17 protein-coding genes are annotated in these 24,392 nt (G+C 58.2%); 8 read left to right on the top strand and 9 right to left on the bottom strand.

From position 1 onward, the window contains the following. Positions 1–111: 111 nt before the first annotated feature. The 9 genes from J0X19_RS16420 to J0X19_RS16380 all read right to left on the bottom strand — a co-directional run bounded on the left by J0X19_RS16420 (position 112) and on the right by J0X19_RS16380 (position 13,426). Entirely contained in the window at positions 112–582 is a 471-nt protein-coding gene (locus J0X19_RS16420; RefSeq protein WP_206985512.1) for a c-type cytochrome, read from the bottom strand. Between the two features lie 15 nt (positions 583–597). Beyond that, positions 598–1,650, bottom strand: a complete 1,053-nt coding sequence (locus J0X19_RS16415; protein ID WP_206985511.1) for a sugar phosphate isomerase/epimerase family protein — start codon at positions 1,648–1,650, stop codon at positions 598–600. 85 nt (positions 1,651–1,735) lie between these two features. Then, positions 1,736–2,887, bottom strand: a complete 1,152-nt coding sequence (locus tag J0X19_RS16410; protein ID WP_206985510.1) for a Gfo/Idh/MocA family protein — start codon at positions 2,885–2,887, stop codon at positions 1,736–1,738. Between the two features lie 204 nt (positions 2,888–3,091). Then, entirely contained in the window at positions 3,092–3,709 is a 618-nt protein-coding gene (locus tag J0X19_RS16405) for a gluconate 2-dehydrogenase subunit 3 family protein (protein WP_206985509.1), read from the bottom strand. A gap of 11 nt (positions 3,710–3,720) precedes the next feature. Further along, entirely contained in the window at positions 3,721–5,397 is a 1,677-nt protein-coding gene (locus J0X19_RS16400; protein WP_206985508.1) for a GMC oxidoreductase, read from the bottom strand. A gap of 117 nt (positions 5,398–5,514) precedes the next feature. After that, a complete protein-coding gene (locus J0X19_RS16395) occupies positions 5,515–6,396 on the bottom strand; it encodes a sugar phosphate isomerase/epimerase family protein (RefSeq protein ID WP_206985507.1) in 882 nt (293 codons plus the stop codon). Positions 6,397–6,881: 485 nt separating this feature from the next. Then, positions 6,882–8,447 carry a RagB/SusD family nutrient uptake outer membrane protein gene (locus J0X19_RS16390; protein WP_206985506.1) on the bottom strand — a complete coding sequence of 522 codons (1,566 nt, stop codon included), beginning with the start codon at positions 8,445–8,447 and terminating at the stop codon, positions 6,882–6,884. 19 nt (positions 8,448–8,466) lie between these two features. After that, a complete protein-coding gene (locus tag J0X19_RS16385; protein WP_206985505.1) occupies positions 8,467–11,409 on the bottom strand; it encodes a SusC/RagA family TonB-linked outer membrane protein in 2,943 nt (980 codons plus the stop codon). Between the two features lie 241 nt (positions 11,410–11,650). Further along, positions 11,651–13,426, bottom strand: a complete 1,776-nt coding sequence (locus J0X19_RS16380; protein WP_206985504.1) for a glycoside hydrolase family 13 protein — start codon at positions 13,424–13,426, stop codon at positions 11,651–11,653. Positions 13,427–14,128: 702 nt separating this feature from the next. Here J0X19_RS16380 and J0X19_RS16375 point away from each other — a divergent pair. From J0X19_RS16375 to J0X19_RS16340, 8 genes are all read left to right on the top strand, one after another. Continuing rightward, positions 14,129–15,805: a DUF6377 domain-containing protein gene (locus J0X19_RS16375; RefSeq protein WP_206985503.1), complete on the top strand. Its 1,677-nt coding sequence runs from the start codon at positions 14,129–14,131 to the stop codon at positions 15,803–15,805. A gap of 65 nt (positions 15,806–15,870) precedes the next feature. Then, on the top strand, positions 15,871–17,925 hold the full coding sequence (locus tag J0X19_RS16370; RefSeq protein ID WP_206985502.1) for a glycoside hydrolase family 65 protein: 2,055 nt from the start codon (positions 15,871–15,873) through the stop codon (positions 17,923–17,925). Between the two features lie 88 nt (positions 17,926–18,013). Next, positions 18,014–18,763: a ribose-5-phosphate isomerase RpiA gene (gene rpiA, locus J0X19_RS16365; RefSeq protein WP_206985501.1), complete on the top strand. Its 750-nt coding sequence runs from the start codon at positions 18,014–18,016 to the stop codon at positions 18,761–18,763. 220 nt (positions 18,764–18,983) lie between these two features. Then, positions 18,984–19,541, top strand: coding sequence for a hypothetical protein (locus tag J0X19_RS16360; protein ID WP_206985500.1), 558 nt, complete (start codon positions 18,984–18,986; stop codon positions 19,539–19,541). A 120-nt stretch (positions 19,542–19,661) separates the two neighbouring features. Next, positions 19,662–21,974 (top strand): TonB-dependent receptor, encoded by a 2,313-nt coding sequence (locus J0X19_RS16355; RefSeq protein ID WP_206985499.1) that lies wholly within the window; start codon positions 19,662–19,664, stop codon positions 21,972–21,974. Positions 21,975–22,126: 152 nt separating this feature from the next. Next, the gene (locus J0X19_RS16350; protein ID WP_206985498.1) at positions 22,127–23,002 is read left to right on the top strand and encodes a heme/hemin ABC transporter substrate-binding protein; all 876 of its coding nucleotides are present in this window, start codon (positions 22,127–22,129) and stop codon (positions 23,000–23,002) included. Further along, positions 23,002–24,078, top strand: a complete 1,077-nt coding sequence (locus J0X19_RS16345) for a FecCD family ABC transporter permease (protein ID WP_317194783.1) — start codon at positions 23,002–23,004, stop codon at positions 24,076–24,078. The genes J0X19_RS16350 and J0X19_RS16345 overlap by 1 nt, the downstream gene beginning before the upstream one ends. Before the next feature lie 5 nt (positions 24,079–24,083). After that, the coding region (locus tag J0X19_RS16340; RefSeq protein ID WP_206985497.1) for an ATP-binding cassette domain-containing protein at positions 24,084–24,392 on the top strand (309 nt) is incomplete at its 3' end.

Here is a 24,392-nt window from a genome sequence, read left to right as displayed (position 1 = left end):
GGTAGGTGGGTGTAAGAATTGGTTAGCTGTCATTCCGACGCAGGAGGAATCTGAGAAAAATCGTTTTGCAGCTTAACTCAGATTCCTCCTGCGTCGGAATGACAGGAGATGCTACTTCAGCGCCAGGATGTAGCGAGCCATTTCCTGGGTGTCTTTTTCGGAGAGGGCGGGGTGGGGCGTCATCGGAATTTCGCCCCAGTTGCCTTTGCCGCCGGTGATGATTTTCTTGGCCAGCATATTCACGTTGGCGACGGTATTGGGGTATTTCTTGGCAACATCCTGGTAAGCCGGGCCAATCAGCTTTTCGTTTTCGCGGTGGCAGCTGGCGCAGTCGGAGGCGGCAATCAGCTTGGCCCCGGCTTCCGAGGGAGTACCCACCGGTGTCGTGCCGATTTTGGTGGCGTTGGTATCCACCTGCGGCTGCCGGGCTACGGCGCTGAGGTTGGAGTTCGTGACGCTGTCCTGGGGCGGCTCGGTTGCCTCGGCCAGGGTGTATTCTTCTTTCACCTTTTTGTTGTCGGAGTCGGAGCCGCAGGAGAAGAGCAGGGGCCCGCACAGCAGGAGTAAGAAAGCCTTTTTCATGGGAAAGGGAGGAAATTAAATACCGAGGATCTTCTGGTTGAAAGACTTGTCGATGCCGGAAGCGGCAAAATCATCGAAGGCCTTCTCCGTGACGTGGATAATATGGTTTTCGATGAAGGGCGCACCTTCGCGGGCGCCGTCTTCGGGGTGTTTGAGGGCGCATTCCCACTCCAGCACGGCCCAGCCGGGGTAGTCGTACTGCGCCATTTTGCTGAAAATAGCTTTGAAATCAACCTGCCCATCCCCCAGGGAACGAAAACGGCCGGCGCGGTTCACCCAGTCTTGGTAGCCGCCGTACACACCCTGCCGCCCGGTAGGGTTGAACTCGGCATCTTTGACGTGAAACGCCCGAATCCGCTCGTGATAAATGTCGATGTACGCCAGGTAATCCAGGCATTGCAGCACGAAGTGCGAAGGGTCGTAGAGCAAGCAGGCGCGTGGGTGGTCATTTACTTCGGTGAGAAACCGCTCGTAGCTGATGCCGTCGTGCAGGTCTTCGCCGGCATGGATTTCGTAGCACAAGTCCACCCCGCAGGCGTCAAACTCATCCAGGATAGGCCGCCAGCGGCGGCCCAGCTCGGCAAACCCGTCGTCAACCAGCCCCGCCGGACGCTGCGGCCACGGGTACATCATGGGCCAAAGCAGGGCTCCACTGAACGTAGCATGCGCCGTAAGTCCCAGCCGCCGCGAGGCTTTGGCCGCGTACGTAAGCTGCTGCACCGCCCACTGCTGGCGGGCTACCGGGTTGCCGCGCACGGCTTCGGGGGCAAAGCCATCAAACAGCTGGTCATACACCGGATTCACAGCCACCAGCTGCCCCTGCAAATGGGTGGACAACTCGGTGATTTCCAGGCCGGCCGCCTGCACTTTGCCTTTCAGCTCGTCGGCGTAGGTTTGGCTTTCGGCGGCCAGCTTAAGGTCGATAAAGCGGCTGTCGGTGGTTGGTATTTGTACGCCTTTGTAACCCAAGCCCTTTGCCCAGGCGCAGATGCTGTCCAGGCTGTTGAAGGGGGCTTCCTCGCCGATGAATTGCGCCAGAAAGATACCCGGTCCTTTGATGGTTTTCATGAGTTAGCTATTAGCTGTTGGCTGTTAGCTATTAGCTGTTGCTGGCTGTTTAACTAAGAAGAAGCCAACAGCCAGCAGCTAATAGCTAACAGCTAAACCTAGTCCACTTTTGCTCGGAGCGGCCCGAGGCAATAACGTTTTCAATGAAGGCCATGCCCCGCAATCCTTCCTCGATGCCAGGGTAATCCTGGGCTTCGGGTGGGGCCGGGGGGCCGCCCTGCTCCGCCAGCAACGTCAGGGCGAAGTTGCGGTACAGGTTGGCAAAGGCCTCTAAGTAGCCCTCAGGGTGGCCCGGCGGGATACGGCTGTTGTGGCGGGCGGGGGCGCTGAGGTAAGCCGCGCCGGTGCGGCGCACTTCGGTGGGGCGGTCCAGCCACTTCACCAGCAACGTGTTAGCGTCGGCTTGCTGCCAGTCGAGGCCGCCTTTTTCACCGTAGATGCGCAGGCGCAGGTTGTTTTCCTCGCCGGCTGCTATTTGAGTGGCTACTAATACGCCGCTGGCACCGTCACCAAGCTTCAGTAGCACGGCGCCGTCGTCGTCAAGGCGGCGGTTGGGTACCACGGTGTTGATATCGGCGCACAGCTCCGTGACGTGCAGGCCGCTTACGTATTCGAGCAGGTTGAAAGCGTGGGTGCCAATGTCACCCATGGCGCCGGCTATGCCGCTACGGGCAGGGTCGGTGCGCCAGGCGGCCTGCTTGTTTTCGCCGCTTTCCTCGGGCGTGCTTAACCAGCCTTGTGGGTATTCCACGTACACTTTGCGCACCGTGCCAATGGCACCGGCGGCTACCAAATGGCGGGCCTCCTTGAGCATAGGGTAGCCGGTGTAGGTGTGGGTCAGACAGAGCTTGCGGCCGGTGGCCTTTAGCACGGCGGCTAGCTCCTGCGCTTCGGCCAACGAAAACGTTATGGGCTTGTCCAGCACCACATCGAAGCCGTTTTCCAGCGCCAGCTTGGCGGGCGCGAAGTGCAGGTGGTTGGGCGTCACGATGCTGATAACCTGCACCCGCTCCTCGGCTGGTCGTTGGGCTTCCTGCTCCACCAACTCCTGGTAAGAAGCATACACCCGGTCGGGGGCCAGCCCAAGCTCTTGGCCGGTGGCGCGGGAGGTATCGGGGTTGCTGCTGAAGGCACCGGCTACCAGCTCGTACAAGCCATCCAGGGAAGCCGCTATGCGATGCACTGCCCCAATAAAGGAGCCTTGCCCCCCGCCAATCATGCCCAATCGTAATTTCATGCGGTACGTGTTGTGGTTGGTCGTTCTGGCGTGGGGCCTCACCCCCTAGCCCCCGGTTCGCTTAATGCGCGAAGCCTCGGGGAGAGGGGGGACTAGTTACTAGTTTTCTGGAAATAGAATTTCCTGTAATAGAATCTAGAGCTAGTTCCCCTCTCTTTTATTCCGCGCATCAAGCGGCGAAGGGGTTAGGGGTGAGGTTCGCCATTAGGTGGTAGCCCAGGCCCGGTCACCCTTCTTATAGGGTACGTCGCCGTCGTACTTGCCGGGTACGGGGTTGTAGCGCAGGGCTTTGGTGGCGCCTGGCTCGGAAGTGAAGAAGCCGAGCAGCGTCAGCTCCTTGAACATGCGGAAATAGTGGTTGGGCTGCTCCAGCGTTTTGGTTTTGCTGTACTGCTTTTGCTCGGCGTCGAGGGCGGTAAGCAGCTTGGTGCGTTGGGCAGCATCCAAGGATAGGAAATCTTTGCCGCCCTGCTTCTTGGCGGCCTCGTCGAGCTTGGTAATGCCTTCTACAAAGATCTTCTGATCCTTGGGCGTGTAGCAGTCGCGCACCATAACGGCCATGAAGCTGCCCACGTCGGCGGCTTTGGCGCCGGGCGTTTTGGTGGCGGGCAAAATCGTTTCGCCCACCTCATTCATAAAGCTGATTTGCTTGGCGTCCAATACTTCAGCCAGCTTGGGCGGGGCCTTGTCAGCCGACTTCGTTTTGGTTGTTTCCTTCTTCTTGTCGGTGTCGGTGGTGCAGCCGCTCAGCAGATAGTCGCCGCCGATGAGGGCACCGCCCATGATGAGGGCCACCCGGGCCATTGCGTCTCTTCTATTCATGGTCGGTGAAATTAGACGTTCTGTTTCTTTAACTCGCTCACGGCATGGTCCACGGCGCGGGCCGTGAGGGCCATGTAGGTAAGCGAAGGGTTCTGGCAGGCGGCCGAAGTCATGGCCGCACCGTCGGTTACGTACACGTTCGGGGCGTCCCACACCTGGTTGAACTTGTTGAGTACCGAGGTTTTCGGGTCGCGGCCCATACGGGCAGTGCCCATTTCGTGGATGCCGCCCCCCAACACGTAGCCATTGTTGTAGGTCTTCACGTTTTCGAGGCCGGCTTTTTCCAGCATTTCCTTGGCATCCTCCATCATATCGATGCGCATTTTCTGCTCGTTCTCGCGGATGGTGGCGTCCATTACCAGAATCGGCAGGCCCCACTTATCCTTTTCGGTTTTTGAAAGGTAGGTGCGGTTGTCGTGGTAAGGGAGGGTTTCGCCGAAGCCGGTGATGCCCATCGTCCACTTGCCGGGCTCGGTCAGGGCGTCTTTGTAGTCGCCGCCGATGCTCATTTCAGCAATGTCGCGGCTCCAGCCTTCGCGGCCGGCGCTGCCCTGGTAGCCGAAGCCTCGCACGTAGTCGCGCTTGTCGCCGAACAGGTTGCGGTAGCGCGGAATGTAAATGCCATTGGCGCGGCGGCCGTACACGTATTTGTCTTCGTAGCCGGGCATGTCGCCGTGCGCGCCGGCCCGGAAGTGGTGGTCCATCAGGTTGTGGCCCAGCTCACCGCTGCTGCTGCCCAGTCCGTCGGGCCACACGTCGGTAGCCGAGTTCATGAGCACCCACGCCGAGTTGAGCGCCGAGGCATTCAGGAAGATAACCTTGGCGTAGTACTCGTAGGTTTGGTTGGTTTCCGCGTCCAGCACTTCTACGCCCTTGGCCCGCTTGGTGTCTTTGTCGTAGAGGATTTTGGTGACGATGGAAAACGGCCGCAGCGTGAGGTTGCCGGTAGCCACAGCCGCCGGCAACGAGGCCGACTGCGTGCTGAAATACGCCCCGAATGGGCAACCCAGCCAGCACTTGTTGCGGTACTGGCAGTTCACGCGGTTGTTGTGCGGCTGGGTGATGTTGGCCGTCCGCCCGATAATCATGCGGCGGTGCTCGTAGTTTTTCTTGATGCGGGCCGCCACGTCTTTCTCCACCACGTTCATTTCCATGGGCGGCATAAAGTCGCCATCGGGCAGCTGGGGTAGGTTTTCACGTGAGCCACTGATACCGGCAAACTTCTCTACGCGGCTGTACCACGGAGCCAAGTCCTCGTAGCGAATCGGCCAATCCACGGCAATGCCTTCCTTGGCGTTGGCCGTGAAGTCGTAGTCACTCAGCCGGTACGACTGCCGGCCCCACATCAAAGAGCGGCCGCCCACGTGGTAGCCCCGGAACCAGTCGAAAGGCTTGGCTTCCTTATACGGGCTTTCCTTTTCGTTGACCCAGTAATTCAGGTTGCTTTCGTTCAGGGTATAGTCGCGGCCGAGCACCGGATAGTCCTTGATCATCTGCTGCGTTTTGCCACCCCGGTGCGGAAACTCCCAGGGATTTTTATTGGCATTCACGTAGTCTTTGATGTGCTCTATGTTTTCGCCCCGCTCCAGCATGATGGTTTTCAGGCCTTTCTCGGTCAGCTCTTTAGCCGCCATGCCGCCCGAAATGCCGGAGCCAATGACGATGGCGTCATATGTGTTCTTTTCCATGAAATACGGTGGGATAGGAATGAGTTGTCAGTTGCCGGTTGCCAGTTATGAGTTGTCAGTTGTGAGTTATGAGTTTTCAGGAGACTGGCAACTCATAACTCACAACTGACAACTGAACTACACCAACGTCCGCTTGATATGCGTGATGCTCTTCTGAATGCTGTCGAAGGGAGAGCCGGGGGTTTGGTCCTGCTCCACGAAGAAATACTTCAGGCCCGAAAGCTTGCTCTGCGCGAAAATGCGCTTGAAGTCGATGGAGCCGTTACCCACTTCGGTGAAGTTGCGGGCCGGGGTCTTGTCCATGTCCTTCACATGCCAGAGCGGGAACCGGCCGGGGTGTTTTTTGAACAGTGCCACTGGGTCCTGGCCAGCTTTAGTGGCCCAGTACAGGTCCAGCTCCATCTTCACTAGTTCCTTGTCGGTGGCCAGCAGCAAGTCGTAGGGCATCTTTCCATCCTGGGCCATAAACTCGAAGTCGTGGTTGTGGTAGCAGAGCTGGATGCCGGCTTTCTTGCACCGCTCACCGGCTTTATTGAGCTGGTCGGCTACGTACTTGTAGTGGTCGAGGCTGCCCCGCTCAGACTCTGAGAGGTAGGCGCACACCATGTATTTCACGCCCACTTGCGCGGCGTCGTCCACGGCTTTGTCCCAGCCGTGCAGCATGGTGCCTTCTGTTACTTTGCCTTCGTACAGCTCCTCGCCCAGCCGGTAGTGGCTGCTCGGCATGGTAAGGCCCGTCTTTTTCAGCTCTTTGGCAAAGGCCGCGGGTGCCATGCCGTAGAACAAGCCGCTGCCGGTGTAAGTAGCTCCTTCCACCGTGGTATAACCCATTTTGGCCACGCGGGCCAGTGTGCCCATGGGGTCTTTCTGCATGGCGTCGCGCAGGGTGTAAAGCTGCAAGCCAATATCCGTTTGGCCTTTGGCAAAGAGGGCAGGTGAGGTCAGTACCCCCGCAGAAAAAAGAGCGGCGGACTTGACGAAGGAACGGCGGGAGGTCATAAGGTGGAAAGGGTGGAAGAGGAAGGAGTTGTGCTGTAAGTGGCAGCCGGCTATGGCAGGCTGCTGTAGCCTGTTTTAGAAGCTGCTACAGTAAGAAGACAACTTAAAACAAGTGTGGATGCAGCAGTTGAGTTACCCAAGGTATTGTTGCTTGCTCTGCCAATGCAAGCTTTTTCTTAGTTATTGTTGTGATTTAACCTTGTGGTGAGTGGGTACTTATACACTTAGTGCACACATGAGCATCGAGTATTCTTAGCTCATAATCAATTGCTTGCATTGGACTGCTTGATGAAGTAACTCACCTAAAAAACAACTACTAGTCGGGCGAAGAGTCAAGCGTTTTATTCCCCGGAAGATGCCAGGCAGTAATCTGGGGTATGAATGATGCAGCAGCTACTATATAGGGTTGCGCTTTTGCCTAGTACCAGTAGTAGCAGCCAGCCATAGGCCAACTGCTACTGTGAGGTGGTTCAAATAAGCTACAATTAATAGCCAGGGTTCTGGGTGATATTACGGTTGATATCTACCTGGTTTTTCGGTACCGGATAAATCAGGTATTTCGGGTCGCTCTGGGGCTTGTCTTTGCGAGCCAGCAGGAATTTGCCGAACCGAACCATATCCTGCCGCCGCCACGACTCGCCGTACAGTTCCCGGCCCCGCTCATCGAGCAGTATATCCAGCGTGAGGCTGGTGAGGGCGCTGGCGCTGCGCGAAGGATGAGTGCGCACCGAGTTGACGATGGCCAGTGGGGTAGCGCCATACGTGCCAGCGCTGGTAGCCGTGCCGCCCCGCAGAATAGCTTCGGCTTTCATCAGCAGCACGTCGGCCAGCCGGAAGGTCACGTGGTCATTTTCGCACCCGTTACCGCCTTTGCCTTCGCTCACATAGTCAACCGGGTACTTGTTGGGTCGAATGCCTTTGGCTTCCAGGTCAGAACCGGTTTCGGAGAGGTTGATATCCCTGGTGAAAGACAATGGTGCGCCGCCGCGGGTAGTGAGCGGAGCATCGGTGATGAGGTTGTACTGCTGGCCGGCCAGGAAGCCCACGTTGATGCGCCGGCCGGGGTTAGCAGGACCACCACTGATGTCGTACGCCACGCCGCGGCGCTTGTCGGTGGCCTCAAACAGGTCGTAGAACGTGGTGGTGGTAGCCGGCCCATTGTAGCCATCCACAGGGCGCATGTTGTAGTGCGATACAAACTTCCAGAAGTCGCGCGTAGGGCCGCTGTTGCCGAACGTGTTTTCCTGCGTGAAGATGTTCTCCCGGCCAATGGCGCCGTTGTTGGGCGCGAAGTTGTCGAAGTAGTTGGTGGTGAACGAGTACTTGTTGCTGTTGATAATCTGATCAGCCAGCGCAATTACCTGGTTCATGTCGGCTGCCGCGAAGGTGGGCGACTGCCGGTTGGCATACACGCCCTTGTTGAGGTAGCACTTCATCAGCAGCACCCGGGCGGCGTCTTTGGTCGCCTTGCTAACCGGCGCGTCGGGGAGGGTGTTCTGAATGGCGGTGAGCTCACTCACAATGTAGTTGAGCGCCTCTGTGCCTTTGCGCACCTTGGCCGGCTCGTTCAGCGGCTCACCCGGCTCCCGATACAACACCTGGTCGTAGAGGTCGAGGAGGAGATACGTGGCCCAGGCCCGCAGAAACCGGGATTCAGCCTGCTGCTGCGGCGTGGGGTCGAAGCGCAGCAGGTCGGTGGAGGCAAAGATGATGCCTTCCAGCTGGTTGAACGTGTCGCGCACCCGCTCGTTGTTGGGGTCCCAGGTGTGGTTGAATAGGGCCCGCCACTTGCCGTTGTCGTCCCAGTCTGGCCCGCGGGTGGGCATGATGCGCGCGTCAGTCGATACTTCTTCGAGCGCAAACACACTCACGCAGCCTTGAATAGGGTCGCGCTGGGCATTGTACACGCCCTGGAGCAGGGCCGCCGGGTCGCCGCGCGGAATTTGATCCAGGGAAAGTTGGCCTTGCAGCGTTTCATCCACATCACAGCTAGTGGCACCTTGCAGCAACGTCAGCAACGTAATGGCACTGGCAATCTTAGCGTATTTCATGGTGGGAATAGGTTAGAGATTACAGGTTGAAGTTGACACCGAGCGTGAAGGTGCGGGCGCTTGGGTAAGGCAGGTAGTCGATGCCAACCGAAGGCACCTGGTTGGCACCACGCTTCACGGTGTTGATTTCCGGATCAAACCCGTCGTATTTGGTAATCACAAACAGGTTCTGACCGGTGACGTACACGCGGGCCCCTTTCACTACGCTGCCCACGTCGCCAAAGGCATAAGCCAGCGTCAGGTTCGACATTTTCAGGTAGTTGCCTTTCTCGAGGTAGCGCGTAGTGGCGGCGGCAGGGTTGCCAATCGACTCCTTGATGGGGTTCTCGAAGGTGGAGAGGGCAATGTTTTTGCCAGCACCAATCTGCCCCACGTTGCCCACTGCATTAAGCGTGTTGTTGTAGATGTACTGACCGAATACGCCAGTCATGTTGGCAATCAATGACAGTTTGCCGTAGCGAGCATTGGCGCTCAAGCCCAGCAGCGTGCGGGGGTTGGGGCTGCCAGCGTACACCGGGTTTGCCAGGTCCACCGGGTTCGACAGGCCCTGCTCATTCAGGCCGTTGTAACGCGGCAGGAAGAAGGCATTCAGCGGGTAGCCGCTCCGGATAAGCTGTGAGGTAGACCCCGACAGGCCCTGCCCGTTGATGGCGCCCGTAATGATATCAGCCCCCACCAGGTCTTTCACTTCGTTGCGGATAAAAGTGGCGTTGGCATTGAAACCAATTTCCACTTTATCGTTGCGCACCAGCGTGGTACCCAAAGCCATTTCCACCCCTTTGTTCACGATTTTGCCATCGAGGTTGTCCCAGAAAATGGCCTGCACTTGCGGAGCGGGCTGCCCCGGTACGGTCGGGAACAGAATGTCGCTGGTGGTTTTGTTGAAGTAGTCGACCGTGAACGTGAGGCGGTTCTCGAAGGCGCCGATGTCGATACCCACGTTGAACTGGCGGTCGGCCTGCCATTTCAGGTTTTCGTTGCGGCTGTTAAGCGGAATCTGGGCTCCGTTGTCGCGAATCTCGAAGCGGTCCTGGGCGGCACCCGCCGGAAACTCCTGGTTGCCGGTGAGGCCGTAACCGGTCCGCAGCTTGAGTTGAGTGAGCTTTTCAGCCGGGAAGAAAGATTCCTGGCTCAGGTCCCAGGCGAAGGCAAACGAGGGGAAATAGCCCACTCGCTCGTTGGCGCCGAACTTGCTGCTTTCGTCGCGGCGCAGGGTGCCGGTCAGCACGTAGCGGTCCTTATAATTCAGAATGGCCCGGCCAAAGAAGGATTGCAGCTCTGACGATGGGTCTTTGAACGACGAGATAGTACGCGACCCGGTGGCCGACGTCTGGATATAGTTGGTGTAATCGAGGCCAAAATTGCCGAAGCCGCCCGTGGCCGGGTTGCCGTAGGCGCTTATGCTGGAGCCCAGGTTGATGAACTTCGTGTACTCGTAGCCCAACACGGCATTCAGGTTCAAGTCGGAAGCAACAGCCTTGTTGAAATTGAGCGTATGTGCTATCTGCTGCGTGGTCAGCTCGTTGTTGCTGATGCTCGCAAAGCCTTGGTTTTCAATGCCGGGGTAGTTGATCAGGCGCTGATTGATGGATGTGCGCCGCTCGCCGGAGTTGTAGTTTATACCGAGCAACATGCGGTACTGAAGCCAATCGGTGAACTTATAGGAAGGCGTAATGCTAGCCAGCACGGTGTTCACCCGCGAGTTGTCGTCGTACAGTTCCTGGGCCGCCAGGGGGTTCACCACGTCGCCGGACTGGATGAAGAGCGAGCCGTCGGGGTTGCGCAGGGGCTGCGTGGGGTTCCATTGCAGAGCCTGCCCAATGAGGCTGCCCCGGAAACCAGCGTCGGTGGTGATATTGGCCAGCTGTTCGCGGAACTGGCTGGTGGCAATATTCACATCAACGCCCAGCTTTTTGCTTTCCAGGAATTGCAGGTTGGTAGACAGGTTGGCGCTGTACTTCTTGAAGCCAGTCTTGTTCACGATGCCATCCTGGTCGAGGTAGCCGAGCGAGAGACGGTAGCGGCCGGTTTCGCCGCCGCCGCTCATGGCTACGTTGTAGTTCTGGAGGTAGCCGGTGCGCAGAATTTCGTCTAGCGCGTCTACGTCGCCGCCTTTGTCGTTGCTGGCCGGCGCGCCGTAGTAGCCAATGGCTTCCCGGTACTGGCTGGCATTAAGAAACTCGGGGCGGCGCAGCAGCTTCGAGAAGCCACCCGATACACCTACGCTCAGTACGGGGGCTCCGGAATTGCCTTTTTTGGTGGTAATGAGCACTACCCCGTAGGCAGCACGAGAGCCGTAAATAGCAGTGGCCGAGGCATCTTTCAGCACCGTAAAGGTCTCAATATCATCAGGGTTGAGGAAGTTGAGCGGGTTACTGTCGGCACCCGCTCCCACGTCGGCTGAGGCAGCCAGGCCGGGCCGAGCCGTGCGGCCATCGAGCGGTACGCCATCTACCACATAAAGGGGCTGCCCTGAGCCTGTTACGGCCGAGTTGCCCCGGATGCGAATAGTAGTCGGTCCGCCGGGCTGGCCGCTGTTGTTGCCCACCTGCACCCCCGATACGCGGCCTTGTAGCAGCTGGTCGGGCGAGGTGAAGGTGCCTTTGTTGAAGTCTCGCTCGCCAATAACTGATACTGCGCCAGTTACGTCTTGCTTGCGGGCCGTGCCGTAGCCCACTACTACTACCTCACTCAGCGACTGCGCATCCTCTTTCAGCGTCACCTGCACCGACGATTTGCCGGTGATGTTGATCTGTTGCGAGGCATAGCCTACGTAAGAAACCGTGAGGGTAGTGGCCGTGGCCGGTACTTGCAGCTCGAAACTACCGTCGCCGCCGGTACTAGCTCCCACGGTAGTGCCCGTCACGACTACCGTCACGCCCGGCAAGCCATTAGACTGGGCATCAACCACCTTGCCTGATACAGGCCGAGTGGTTTGCGCCTGGCTCAAAGAAGGGAGCATGCTCATCACGACAATAGGAGCCAGTGCTACTCGCAGCCAATGCGGCCTGTCAGCAGCAACCCTTACCGACGAGTACTCAGTTGTAGTGTACTGTTTGTAGCTCATACAAGGAGAATGAAAAGATGGGAATTTTGAAAGGGCTCAGTAGCTGTATTGACTTCACGCAAACGATTTCGAGGTAAGCAGTAAAGCAGGCTGAGTGAGAATGAAAAACCAGGGTGTTGATGTGGGGTGGCTGTACTTACAGCAGCGGCATGACCACCGCCTGCCAGGGCTGCAACTCAAAAGACGAGCCGCTAGGAGTGGTAGGGTAGTTGTTGAGCCAAGCCGAACTGGCGGGCACCAGGCCCGTTGGTAGAGGCCAGATGCGCTTCTCGGATGAGAAGTTGAGGGCCACCAGCACCTTGTCGTTGCCTTGGGTGCGGGTGTAAGCGTAGATGTGCGGGTTGGTAGGGTCGAGCAGGCGGTATTGGCCGTACACCAGCACCTTATGCTTCCCCCGCAGCTGGATGGCCCGGCGGAAGTGGTTCAGTACCGAAGTGGAATCTTTATCTTCAATAGCCTGATTAACAGTCAGGTAGTTAGGGTTGACTTTCAGCCAGGGGGTGCCGGTGGTAAAGCCGGCATTGGCGGTGGCATTCCATTGGAACGGTGTGCGGCTGTTGTCACGGGAGAAGCGCTGGAGCTGCTTGATGTACGCCGCCTGGTTGCCGCCCTGGCTGCGGACCAGCGCGTAGCCGTTCAGGGCAGCCACGTCGCGGTAGTCGGCCATGTTGCTGAACCGGATGTTGGTCATGCCCAGCTCGTCGCCATTGTAGCAGTAAGGCGTGCCGCGCATAGTCAGCAGAAACGTGTTGAGCAGCTGCGCTGAGTGCGTGCGGAACGCCGGCCGGTCGTCGCCGAATTTGCTGACCATGCGCGGCTGGTCGTGGTTACCTAAGTCAATAGCCTGCCAGCCTTTTTGGGCAAACGCGCTGTCCCATTTCGTGAATACGCGCTTCAGTTCGGTGAGCTGGTAGGTATCGGTATTGCTGCCCACGCCCGTGCCCTCGAAGTGGTAGGTCATGTCCAGTTCCTTGCGGGTGGGGTCCACGAACAGCATGGCCTCCGTAACGTTGCGGCCGGCGCCCTCAGCCACGCTCATCACGTTGTACTTGCTGAGCACCTCGCGGTTGATTTCCTGGAGGTAGTCGTGCAGGTGCGGGCCGTGGTTGTAGGCATTGGCGAAGTTCTGCTCATTGAGGCCCGGCATGGGCGGAAACGCGGGGTCTTTGGCCACAAACTGGAAGGCATCCATCCGAAAACCGTCGATACCCTTGTCCAGCCAAAACCGCATGATGTTGTGCACTTCCTGGCGGAGCTTGGGGTTGTTCCAGTTCAGGTCGGGCTGCTTGCGCGAAAAGATGTGCAGATAGTAGGCTTTCGTGAGCGAGTCGTACTGCCAGGCGTTGCGCTTCACATCGAAGGTGCTGTAACGAGCTGGGGGCGTGCCTTTTTCGGCGGGCCACCAGTAGTAATAGTCGCGGTAGGGGCTGGTGCGGGAGCTGCGCGCCTGCTTGAACCACTCGTGCTCATCACTGCTGTGATTAACCACCAAGTCCATCACCAGTTTGATGCCGCGTTGGTGCAGGCCCTTTAGCAAGGCATCGAAGTCCTGCATGGTGCCAAACTCCGGCATAATCCGCCGATAGTCAGCTATATCGTAGCCGTTGTCGTCGTTGGGCGAAGCATAAATCGGGTTCAGCCAAACCGTACCCACACCAATGCTTTCAAGATAGTCGAGGCGGGAAATGATGCCTTTCAGGTCGCCTACTCCGTCGCCGTTACTGTCCTGAAAACTGCGCGGATACAGCTGATACACCACCGTTTCTTTCCACCAGCCGGGCTTTTTGCTAACGGCTATAGTATCTGCGCCAGCTCCGGCTGCCGTGGCAGCAGTTTCCGTTTTGGTGCCCTGCTGGCAGGCGGCCAACACTAGCAGCAACAAAATAGATAGCAGGTGATGCAGGTTTTTCATAAAAGAAAAAGCGGGGCTACCACAGATAATAGCAGTTCACGTCGGGCACTCACTCCAAGCTAAGGCAAAGGCGAAGTACAGCGGTACTTCGCCTTTGCCTTAGCTTGGAGCCACTTGCCAACGAAAGCTCCTAACTAGTCGTAACAGACTTTAATATCGCAAACGTTTGCGAATCTGATGCAGCAAATGAATTAGCTTACCGGTTCTTATGGAAACCAACATTGCCAGTATCAGAAAGAATATTAATATGTATTGCACGTAATCAATTGATAAACAAAAATTTACATTTTAAAAGAGCTGGTAAAATATCAGGTCATTATTAAGCGGATAGTTGCTTTTTAAGCGGTAAGTTCTCTTAGTATAAGCCCGGTTAGTTAGGGTTTCAGTGCAATTTTGGTAGCCTGGTATAATTCAGATAACGAACCGTGCTCAACTCAAGGCAAGTGCTAAAAAATAGTTGAAAAGTAAAGTGCCTTGTGCTTCCGTGTTTTTCGTGCTGAAGAAGATGAGTGGCGCTGCTACACATGAGCTTATAGCAAACTATGGTACGTGCCGATTCAAGTTGAGCTTAGCAAGGGTAAATTGATAACTTGTGCATTAGTTAATAGTTAGTAATCGCCTACTCACTAATCTGGTTTCGTGTTGTCGCTGCCTATTCCAAGAGTATTCTGGTTTTCCGGGGTTTACAGCCTGCTGCTGTGGGTGCTGCCAACCCTGGCCTGGGGCGGGCGGACGGATAGCCTGCTGCAAGTGCTCGACCGCACGCTTACGCAGCAGCACCTCTACGACCAGCAACGACTCGACCGCCTCACCAGGTTGAAAGCTGCCCTTCGTGCCAACCAGCAGGACAAGGCTGCCAGCTTCAGTGCGGTGCTGCTGATTTGCGATGAATATCAGGTGTTTAAGTACGACTCGGCTTTTGTTTATAGCCTGAAACTCAACAAGCTGGCCCGGCAATTGCGTGACCCCGCTAAACTACAAACAGCCCGCACCAAGCTAGCGCACACCCTCCGCTCAGCCGGTCTGTTCAAAGACGCCTTTGATACGCTGGAAGTCATCAATGTCCGGCAGCTTGAGCCTCAATACCAAGCCGAGTACTATGAGGTTTATAGTATCGTGTCTGTGGAACTAGCTGAATACGACCAGGATGGCTACTTCCAGCCGTTCTATAAGGCTAAAGCCTACGCCTACGCCGACACGGTGGCCCGGCACGAGCCGGTTGGGTCGTACATCTACCTCAACCAACGCATATTCCAGGCCCGCCAGAAAAACGACCTGCGCGCCGGTATTGCCGCCTACAACCAAATGCAGGGCCTGTCGCTGACCCCGCACCAAGTGGCTATGTCGGCTAGCTCGCTGGCCCTGATTTTTGAGCGGGACGGGCAACACGAAAAGGCGCTGGAACTGATGACGTTAGCGGCTATTAACGATATTCGCTCGGCTACCAAGGAGGGCATTGCGCTTTTCAGCGTTTCCACGTACTGCTACCAAAAAGGCGAGTTGCAGCGGGCGTACACCTACATCAACGCGGCCAAGGAAATGGCGGTGTTCTACCGTGCCCGCCAGCGGCAGCTGCAGATGTCGTCAATTGCGGCCCTCATCGATGGGCAGAAGATAAGCTTGGTGGAAAGCCAGCGGCAGCAGGCCCGCACCTCGGCCTGGGCCATTGGCTTGCTGGCCGCGCTGGTGCTGGGCTTGGCGCTGGTAATTTACCTGCAACTGCGGCGCTTGCGCAAAGCCGGACGGCTGTTGGCCGCCACCAACCAAGAGCTGCACGTTAATAATAATAAGCTGCAAGAAGCCAACCACACGCAACAACAGCTGAATGGCAAGCTTCAGGAACTAAACCGAGGCTTGAATGAAGCTAATCATATCAAGGAAGAGTACATTGGCTATTATTTCAGCAACTCTTCGCGCTACGTAAACCAGCTGGAAGACTTGCAGCGCAAGCTCAGTACGCTGCTGAAAACCAAACAGGCAGCTACGGCGCAACGCTTAGTGGAGGATATCGACATCAAGGTGGAGCGCACCAACCTATTCAAGGGTTTCGATACGGTGTTCGTGCGGCTATTTCCCAACTTTGTGGCGGACTTCAATGCGTTGTTTGCAGAAGCTGATAGAATTGTTCTGGCTGAAGACCAGGTGCTTACCACTGAGTTGCGCATATTTGCGCTGATTCGGCTGGGCATTACCGACAGTGAGCAGATTAGCCGGGTACTAGGCTATTCTATCCATACGGTGTACGCCTATAAAACGCGGGTGAAAAATCGTTCCTTCGTGCCCAATGAGGCTTTCGAAGCCCGCATTCTAGCCATTCAGGCCACTCCTAATGAGGAATGGGAAACCGCCTGGGAAGCCGCGGCTGCATCCGTTGGCTAAGTGGCTGCTAGTTGATACACAACACGTTGGGCGTCTGCCCGTCATTTTTTCTCTTCCGCGCACGTATGCTTGCTTCCTTTCGGTGCGGCCTGCCACTTCTGTTGGTTTGGCTGCTGGCTGGTTTCCAACCCTTAACTGCCCAAACGCCCGACCCGTGGCGCATCACCGCCGACAAAATCGACCCCAGTAACTACTATGGCGTGACGGTGGCCAACGGTATGCTGGGCATTGTGTCGGCGCCGGTGCCGTTTCAGGTGAAGAACGTGGTGCTGGCCGGCGCCTACGACCAGTACGGCCGGGGGCGGGTCAGCAACTTCCTCAACAGCTTCAACCTGCTGAATATGTACCTGGAAGTGGACGGCCACCGCCTCAACGCGCAAGATGCCACCAACTTCCGGCAGCAGCTGGACATGCAGCGCGCCTCGCTCACTACTACTTTTGATTATCAGGACAAGGCCAGCATCAGCTACACCTACTACGCCCTGCGCCATTTGCCGTTCACGGTGCTGCTCGACGTGTCCATTACCGCCAAAAAGGACGTGGCCCTCACGGCCGCCAGCGTGATGGAAGTGCCGGATGCCTTGCGTGATGTGCAGAACTACTACAACGAAATTGACCGGCCGCACACCACGTTGAGCCTGCTTACGTCGTCGGCTAAGAGCCCTACCGGCAAGCTGCTGCTCTGTGCCAGCAACAGCTTTCTGTTCGAGGAGCCGCACGGGCAGGAGCCGCGCATCATCCACGAAATGTGGGACAACAACATGCACCTCATCAAGTTCAGCCGGAGCTTGAAAGCCGGGCAGAAGTACGCCTACGCCGTGGCAGGCTCATCCATCACCTCCGCCCACCACCCCGACCCGCTCAACGAAGCTGAGCGCCTGACCATCTTCGCCCGCCTGGAAGGGCGGCAACGGCTGCTTGATTTTCACGCCAAGGCCTGGCAGGACTTGTGGCGCAGCGACATCCAGATAACCGGCGACGCGCAGGCCCAGCAGGACGTGCACAGCATGCTCTACCACCTCTACAGCTTCTCGCGAGCCGGCACCGAGTATTCGCCTTCCCCGATGGGGCTTTCCGGCTTGGGCTACAACGGGCACGTGTTCTGGGATTCCGACCTGTGGATGTTCCCGGCCTTGCTGGTGCTGCACCCCGATATTGCGAAGTCGATGGTGGAATACCGGTTTCGGCGCCTCGATATGGCCCGGCGCAACGCCTTTGCCCACGGGTACCAAGGCGCCATGTACCCCTGGGAAAGCGCCGATACCGGCGTGGAGGAAACGCCAGTGTGGGCGCTCAGCGGACCGTTCGAGCATCATATTTCCGCTTGCGTGGCCCTGGCTGCGTGGCAGTACTACTGCGTAACCCAGGACAAGGAATGGCTGCGTGAGAAAGGCTGGCCGATTCTTTCGGCCACCGCCGACTTCTGGGCCAGCCGGGTGGAGCGCAACGGCCCCGGCCGCTACGACATCAAGAACGTGGTAGCTGCCGACGAGTGGGCCGAAAACGTAGACAACGACGCCTTCACCAACGCCGCCGCCCAAGCCAACCTGCAAGCCGCCACCGACGCTGCCAAGCTCCTGGGCCTGCGGGCCAACCCTGACTGGCTGCACGTCGCCCAAAACATTCCCATCCTGCATTTGCCCGACGGCACCACCCAAGAGCACGCCACCTACCACGGCGAGGGGATCAAGCAGGGCGACGTGAACCTGCTGGCGTATCCGCTGAAAACCGTCACTAGTCCCGCCCAAATCCGCAAGGACCTGACGTACTACGAAACGCGCGTGCCCAACGAAGGCACCCCCGCCATGACGCAGGCCATCTTCTCGCTGCTCTATGCCCGTTTGGGCGACGGGGCCAAGGCCCAGCATTTCTTTCAGGATGCCTACGTGCCCAACCTGCTGCCGCCGTTCCGCGTCATTGCCGAAACCAAGGGTGGCACGAATCCATACTTTGCCACCGGGGCCGGCGGCGTACTACAGGCGGTACTGATGGGGTTTGGGGGGCTCGATATTACGCCGGCCGGCATTGTGCAGCGTAAAACCACGTTGCCTACCAATTGGCAGTCGGTGAAAATAACGGGAGTAGGCGTGCAGCGCAAAACCTATTCGGTGGGGCGCTAGTAAGCAGGCAGAGCCAAGCGGAATAGCGCCATTTTCAGCGCTGCTATTTGCTTGGTGCCCCTACCTTCTCGCGCTATTTTTGAAAGTCATGGCCTCCGCTCAAGATACCTCACACCTCGACCAGGAAAAGCAACACGCCGCCCGTGCCGCCGTGCAATGGGTGCGCGACGGAATGCTGGTCGGGCTGGGCACTGGCAGCACTGCCGCTCACTTCATCACGCAGCTTGGCGAGAAAGTACGCGCCGGTGAGCTGCGCATCCAAGGAACCGCCACTTCCCTGGCTAGTGAAAACCTGGCCCGCCAAGTGGGCATTCCGCTAGTGGAGCCACGCCGGGGGCTGCGCTTCGACCTCACGGTAGATGGCGCCGACGAGCTAGACCCGCAACTCAACCTGATTAAAGGTGGGGGAGGGGCGTTGCTGCGCGAAAAGATAATAGCCACGGCTTCCGACTACATGCTGGTGGTAGCGGATTCGTCGAAGGCGGTGGCGCAGCTTGGCAAGTTTCCGCTGCCGCTGGAAGTGGTGCCGTTTGCGCTGCCCTGGGTACTTGATGCCGTAGCCGACCTCGGCGGTAACCCCGTCCTGCGCATCAACCGCCAAGACCCCAGCAAGCAAGCCCATTCCGACCAGGGTAACCTGCTAGTGGATTGCCATTTCGGGCAGTTGAATGACGTGGAGAAACTGGCCGGCCAACTCATTGTTATTCCCGGCATCGTGGAGCACGGCTTGTTCCTGGGCATTGCCAAGGCTGCCTTAGTGGTGCGCCACGACCAGATAGAAGTAATCCGCCCCGGCATGGCCCCGCAACCTGCTTCGGATTTTACGGAGTTACCGTAAGCCACTTTTTACACGGCCCAAGAAGCTTGAACCCTATGTTGAAATAAGTGAATGCCTTTTGAAAGTGGTATTATGTGCAGCCTGGTTTATCAGCGTAAGGCACATACGGGTAGCGTAGAGATACTTGCGAAAACTACTGCAAGCTAGGCTTGCAATAAAAACAGACTGAATACGCCATACCCAAGATTTTAATCTAATTTTAAGGTGTTGTCTGTGCCGTTTGAAACACCTCGCCGCTTTTCTGCTTCTCGCTGTCTTCCTCTATAATCTAGTGGGGGTGTACCCTGTGGCTATGTGGCAGCAGCACCAGCTACGGCGTGAAGCCGAGCGAATGCGCCACGCGGCCCTGCCCGACGAAGCCTTGGTGCGCATTGTGGTAGCTCGTCAGCCGGAAAAAGCAGCACCCCTTATACACTGGCAGGAAGAACACGAGTTTTCGTACCGGGGGCAGCTGTATGACGTGGTGCGGCAACGGGCCACCCCCGACTCGGTTACGTACTTCTGCTGGCACGACCACGACGAGGAGAAGCTGCTGGCTGGCCTCACCAAGCACGTTCGGGAGTATGCGCACCCGGCAGCCGGGGCGCGCAAATCGGCGAAGAAGGCGTTCAGCTTCTTGTTTAAACTAACCTACCTGGTTCCAGCCGGCGCCGCACTACCAGCAGTAGCAGACGTGAAAAGTCAGCTGGCCTATCCGGAGTACAGCGCGCCGCTGCCTGTAACTGACGCGCCGGTGCATTTTCCGCCGCCCCGGTGCCAGGCTATTTCACGAGGGTAGTTGCCGCCGTACTGGCTGGCTGCCCTGCTGTATCTGGAAATATCTGATTTGCTGTTTTGCCGCTTCTCTCACTGGAAGCTGGGCTTACTATTCCGACCGTTTCGGTCTTCCTTTTTTCATATGAAAACTATTTTTACCACATTACTGCTGTTGGCAGTGATGCTCATCAATGCGCCTGCCTGGGCGCAATACACCGCCACCGGTACTGTGCTCGATCAGCAAACCCGGCAGCCGGTGGTGGGTGCCGCCGTAGTAGCAGCCGGCCAGGTTACTGCCGTTGCTACCGATGCCCAAGGTCGCTTTTCGCTGACCGCCAGCGAGGAATTTCGGACCGTACGGGTGCAGTCGTTGGGGTACATCACGCAGGAAATTGCGGTGAAAGATGCTAGCGTTCCGCTGCTTATCAGCCTGGCTGCTTCCAATACGGGTCTGCGCGAAGTGCAGGTGATTGGCTACGGCACGGGCACCGAGCGCAAGCTGCTTGAAACGCCGGCTGCTCTTACCATTGTGACCGAAAAGGACTTGCAGCGTAACAACACTATTTTCCTGCAAAACACGCTCAACCAGGTGCCCGGCGTGCGCATGAACGTGCGCAGTGCCGCTTCGCAGTCCAACCTCGTAATACGCGGGATTGGCAGCACCTACGGGCGCTTCAGCATCCGCGGCATCAAGCTTTATCAGAACGGCATTCCGCTTTCGGAGGCCGATGGCACTACCTCGCTCGATGATCTGGATTTCACCACTCTTGGCCGGATTGAGGTGATTAAAGGCCCGGCTTCCACCATTTACGGCACGACGCTGGGTGGGGTGGTATCGTTCCAGACTCGCAAAGCTGCGCCCGGCACCAGCATCCACCTGGGTACGACGGTGGGCAAATACGGCCTGTTCCGGACCAACACCGGCATTGGCGTAGGTACCGACAAAGTGAACCTGCTGGTCAATTATGGCCACCAGGAAACCCGCGGCTTCCGCGAGGCGCACTCCAACAGCCGCAAAGACTACGTAACCGTGGCCGGCGACTTCTACGTGAGCGACAAGCAGACGGTGAGCGTGCTCGGTACTTACACCAATCAGCACGACAACTACGCCGGCGAGCTGGACAGCACCGACTTTTTCAGCAGCTACACCAAAACGGCCCCGGCCTACGTGCAGAAAGACATAGGCGTGGACGCCGAAATCACCCGCCTGGGGCTGACCCACACGTACCGTTTCACGTCCAACTTCGCCAATACCACCACCCTGTTCACCTCGAACACCTACTCGCTGAGCCCGGTGGAGCCGAACTTCGCGCACACTCAGCGCGGCAAGCGCGGCGTGCGCAGCGTGTTCACGTATGCGCCGGAGCTAGGTAAATTGCGCACTCGTTTCGTGCTGGGCACTGAGTACATGGCCAACCAGGACAACAACAAGCGCTACGCCATTTCCGCCACCGGCGTGTCGGGCGCCATCACCTCCGACCAGGAAGTACGGGCCACGCAAACCAACGTGTTTGCCCAGGCCGAGGCGTCCGTGACCGAGCACACCACCGTCACGGCCGGGGTGAGCTACAATGTGGTGTCGTACGACATTCAGGATTTGATTCCGAAGACGTTGCCGGCGCGGAGCCTCACGGGCTACCGGCAGTTCAAGCCGGCGTACACGCCCCGCGTGGCCGTGCTGCACTCGTTCAACGACCAGTTTTCGGTGTTTGCCCAGTACAGCACCGGTTTCTCACCGCCCATCAGCAGCCAGATTTCACTTTCAACGGGTCCGATTAATCCGGATTTGAAGCCGGAAACCAACCACAACCTGGAACTAGGCTCGCGCGGCACCATCCTGGGCAACCGCCTCAACTACGACGTGACGCTGTTCCGGATGCAGGTGAAAAATGGGCTTGTCTCCCAAACCAACGCCGACCGGGTAACCTACTTCGTCAACTCCGGCGAGTCGGAATACAAGGGCGTGGAAGTGGCGCTGTCGGGCAATTTGGTTGACGTAACCAAGCCCGGCGTGCTGACGCAAGTGCGGCCCTTCGTGAGCTACACTTACACCGATGCCGAGTTCAAATCCTACGAATTGGGCGTCAACAATTATAGCGGCAAGCAGGTAACGGGCTCGTTCAAGAACCTGTTTACCGGCGGCCTCGATGTGGAAACGCAGCCCGGTGTGTACCTGAACCTGACTTCCTACTACACCGACAAAACCCCGATGAGCGACAACAACGCCCGTTTCGCGCCCGCCTACTGGCTATTCAACAGCCGCCTCGGGATTCGCAACAAGCTGGCCGGGCACCTGAGCTACGACGTTTTCGGCGGCCTCGACAACATCGGCGACAAACGCTACGTGGCCTCAGTAGCCCTCAACCAAGCCACGCCGGTAGGTCGGCCCACGTTCTACAACCCCGGCATGCCGCGCAACTGGTACGCTGGCGCTAACCTGAGCTATACATTCTAAACTGGCACTGGCCACAGGGCCGTCATGCTGAGCTTGCCGAAGCATCTCTACCGCTTCGTCCTCCTATCAGAGGTTAGTTTGGCAGTAGAGATGCTTCGGCAAGCTCAGCATGACGTTCAGTTGGTTTTGCTTTCAAAATTTAGCCTCTCTACATGAAAAAAATATTCTACGCGACTTTGCTGCTGGCTTCCGTGGCTTGCAACCGGTTCCGGAACGAAGAAACCGCCAGCACTACGCCCCAGCCGGAGCGCATTGTGTCGGTTTCCAAGCAGCTAACCGAAATGATTTTCGCGCTGGGCGCGGAAAACCGGCTGGTGGGGGTGGACTTGTCGAGCACCTACCCGGCGGCGGCCAAAAAGCTGCCGACCGTGGGCTACCACCGCCTGCTCAACGCCGAGGGCATCATTTCCCTGAAACCCACCGTGGTGTATTCCGATGGCAACGTGGCCCCGGCGGCCGTTATTACCCAGGTGCAGAAAGTGGGCATCCCCATCAAGGAGTTTACCCCGTCCAAGACGATTCCGGAAACCTGCCAGCTGCTCCAGCAACTCGGCGACGAGTTCAAGCAGCGCCCCCTGGCCGACAAGCTGGCCCAGCAGCTCACCGCCGACATGGCGCAAGCCGCTGCCAACGCCAAGCAGTACCCCGACCATCCGAAGGTGGTCATCATTCACTACGGCCTGCAAAAGAACATCTATCTGGCGATGGGCCAGCAAAGCATTGGTACGCAGATGGTAGCCTGGGCCGGCGGCGTCAACTCGCTTAACGCTGCCGAAGGTATGAAGCCCATCAGCCCTGAGCTGATTGCCGAAGCCCAACCCGACGTGATTCTGGCCACCGACTTCGGCTACGACCGGCAGGGCGGATTAGAGAAGTTCAAGCAGCTGCCCGGCGTAGCCCTTACGCCGGCCGCCAAAAACAACCGCATTTACCGCGTAGAGGAGCACGACATGGTGTACCTGGGCCCCCGCACCGGCCAGAACGTGCTAATGCTGCAAAAACTCATCCACCAACAGCCCGCGCGGTAGTGAACCTGTCTGCTGGGCGTGTGCGCCTGTATTTCAGTGGGTTGACGGTGAGCTTGCTGGTCGTGCTGGTGCTGTCGGCGCGGCTGGGAGCCATGGCGCTGACGTATCCGGAGCTGGGTGGCTTTCTGGGTGAGGCGCTTGGGCTGGCGGCACCCTCTCCCGACCCGCTAGCGACGCTGCACCGGGGCGTGTTCTTTGAAATCCGGCTGCCACGGGTGCTGCTGTGTGCCTGCGTGGGCGCGGCCCTGTCGATGTCGGGCACGTTGATGCAGGCCTTGTTTCGCAACCCCATTGTGGAGCCGGGTTTGATTGGGACGTCGGCCGGGGCGGCGCTGGGCGCGGCCGTCATCTTCGTGCTGGGCAACTCGCTGAGTTGGGCGAACGTGCCCGTGCTGGGGGCGCTGGTGCTGCCGGCCGCGGCTTTTGCGGGGGCGTTGGCGGCTACGGCGCTGGTGTACCGGCTGTCGAGGATACAGGGGCGGGTGACGGTGGCTTCCATGCTGCTGGCTGGTATTGCCGTGAATGCGCTGGCGGCCGGCGGCACGGGGTTCCTGTCCTACATTGCCCGCGACCCGCAGGCCCGCTCCATTACGTTCTGGAACCTGGGTAGCTTTTCCAGCGCCGATTGGCCTTCGTTTTATTTGGTTGGGCTGGTTACGGTGTTGGGTGGCTGGGTGTCGTTGCGCTTTGCCAAGTCGTTGAATGCGTTGCAGCTAGGCGAGACGGAGGCGCAGTACCTGGGCATCAACGTGCGGTGCCTGCAAACACAGGTGCTGCTGCTCAATACGTTGCTGGTGGCCGTGGCCACCGCTACGGTAGGCGTTATCGGGTTTGTGGGGCTGGTGGTGCCGCACCTGCTGCGGCTGGCCGGCTTCTCCGACAACCGCCTGCTTGTGCTGGGCTCGGCGCTGCTGGGCGCTATGCTGCTGGTGGTTTCCGATACCGTGGCCCGCACCATCATTGCCCCGGCTGAGCTGCCGATTGGCGTGCTCACGGCTTTTGTGGGCGCGCCGGTGTTTCTGTGGCTGCTGTCGAAATACCGGCAGCTTTCTTCCCGCGGTGGTTTTTACGCTTAGCAAGTATGCTGCAAGTCAACCAGGCTTCCTACACCATCGAGGGCAAAACCCTGCTCCACCACGCCACGCTGGAATGCCGGCCCGGTGAGGTAACCGTGCTGCTGGGCCCCAACGGAGCCGGCAAAACCACGTTGCTGCGTCTGCTGGCGGGCCTGTATCCGCCCAGCACCGGCCAGGTGTTGCTGGATGGCCGGCCGCTGTCGGGTTTTGATAGTACCCAGCTAGCCCGGCAGCGGCCGGTAATGTCGCAGGAAATTCACCTGGCTTTTCCGCTCAGCGTGCAGGACGTGGTGCTGATGGGCCGCTACCCGCAT

Origin of the sequence: Hymenobacter telluris, from assembly GCF_017313265.1 — a bacterium.
Taxonomy (GTDB): Bacteria; Bacteroidota; Bacteroidia; order Cytophagales; family Hymenobacteraceae; genus Hymenobacter; species Hymenobacter telluris.
The sequence above is the reverse complement of the archived record's forward strand: the minus strand, read 5'-3'. Positions and strand labels throughout refer to the sequence as shown.

Excerpts from the sequence above, each read along its gene's own strand:
- J0X19_RS16420 (WP_206985512.1), bottom strand. The coding sequence starts at position 582 with ATGAAAAAGGCTTTCTTACTCCTGCTGTGCGGGCCCCTGCTCTTCTCC.
- J0X19_RS16415 (WP_206985511.1), bottom strand. The coding sequence starts at position 1,650 with ATGAAAACCATCAAAGGACCGGGTATCTTTCTGGCGCAATTCATCGGC.
- J0X19_RS16410 (WP_206985510.1), bottom strand. The coding sequence starts at position 2,887 with ATGAAATTACGATTGGGCATGATTGGCGGGGGGCAAGGCTCCTTTATT.
- J0X19_RS16405 (WP_206985509.1), bottom strand. The coding sequence starts at position 3,709 with ATGAATAGAAGAGACGCAATGGCCCGGGTGGCCCTCATCATGGGCGGT.
- J0X19_RS16400 (WP_206985508.1), bottom strand. The coding sequence starts at position 5,397 with ATGGAAAAGAACACATATGACGCCATCGTCATTGGCTCCGGCATTTCG.
- J0X19_RS16395 (WP_206985507.1), bottom strand. The coding sequence starts at position 6,396 with ATGACCTCCCGCCGTTCCTTCGTCAAGTCCGCCGCTCTTTTTTCTGCG.
- J0X19_RS16390 (WP_206985506.1), bottom strand. The coding sequence starts at position 8,447 with ATGAAATACGCTAAGATTGCCAGTGCCATTACGTTGCTGACGTTGCTG.
- J0X19_RS16385 (WP_206985505.1), bottom strand. The coding sequence starts at position 11,409 with ATGCTCCCTTCTTTGAGCCAGGCGCAAACCACTCGGCCTGTATCAGGC.
- J0X19_RS16380 (WP_206985504.1), bottom strand. The coding sequence starts at position 13,426 with ATGAAAAACCTGCATCACCTGCTATCTATTTTGTTGCTGCTAGTGTTG.
- J0X19_RS16370 (WP_206985502.1), top strand. The coding sequence starts at position 15,871 with ATGCTTGCTTCCTTTCGGTGCGGCCTGCCACTTCTGTTGGTTTGGCTG.
- rpiA (WP_206985501.1), top strand. The coding sequence starts at position 18,014 with ATGGCCTCCGCTCAAGATACCTCACACCTCGACCAGGAAAAGCAACAC.
- J0X19_RS16355 (WP_206985499.1), top strand. The coding sequence starts at position 19,662 with ATGAAAACTATTTTTACCACATTACTGCTGTTGGCAGTGATGCTCATC.
- J0X19_RS16350 (WP_206985498.1), top strand. The coding sequence starts at position 22,127 with ATGAAAAAAATATTCTACGCGACTTTGCTGCTGGCTTCCGTGGCTTGC.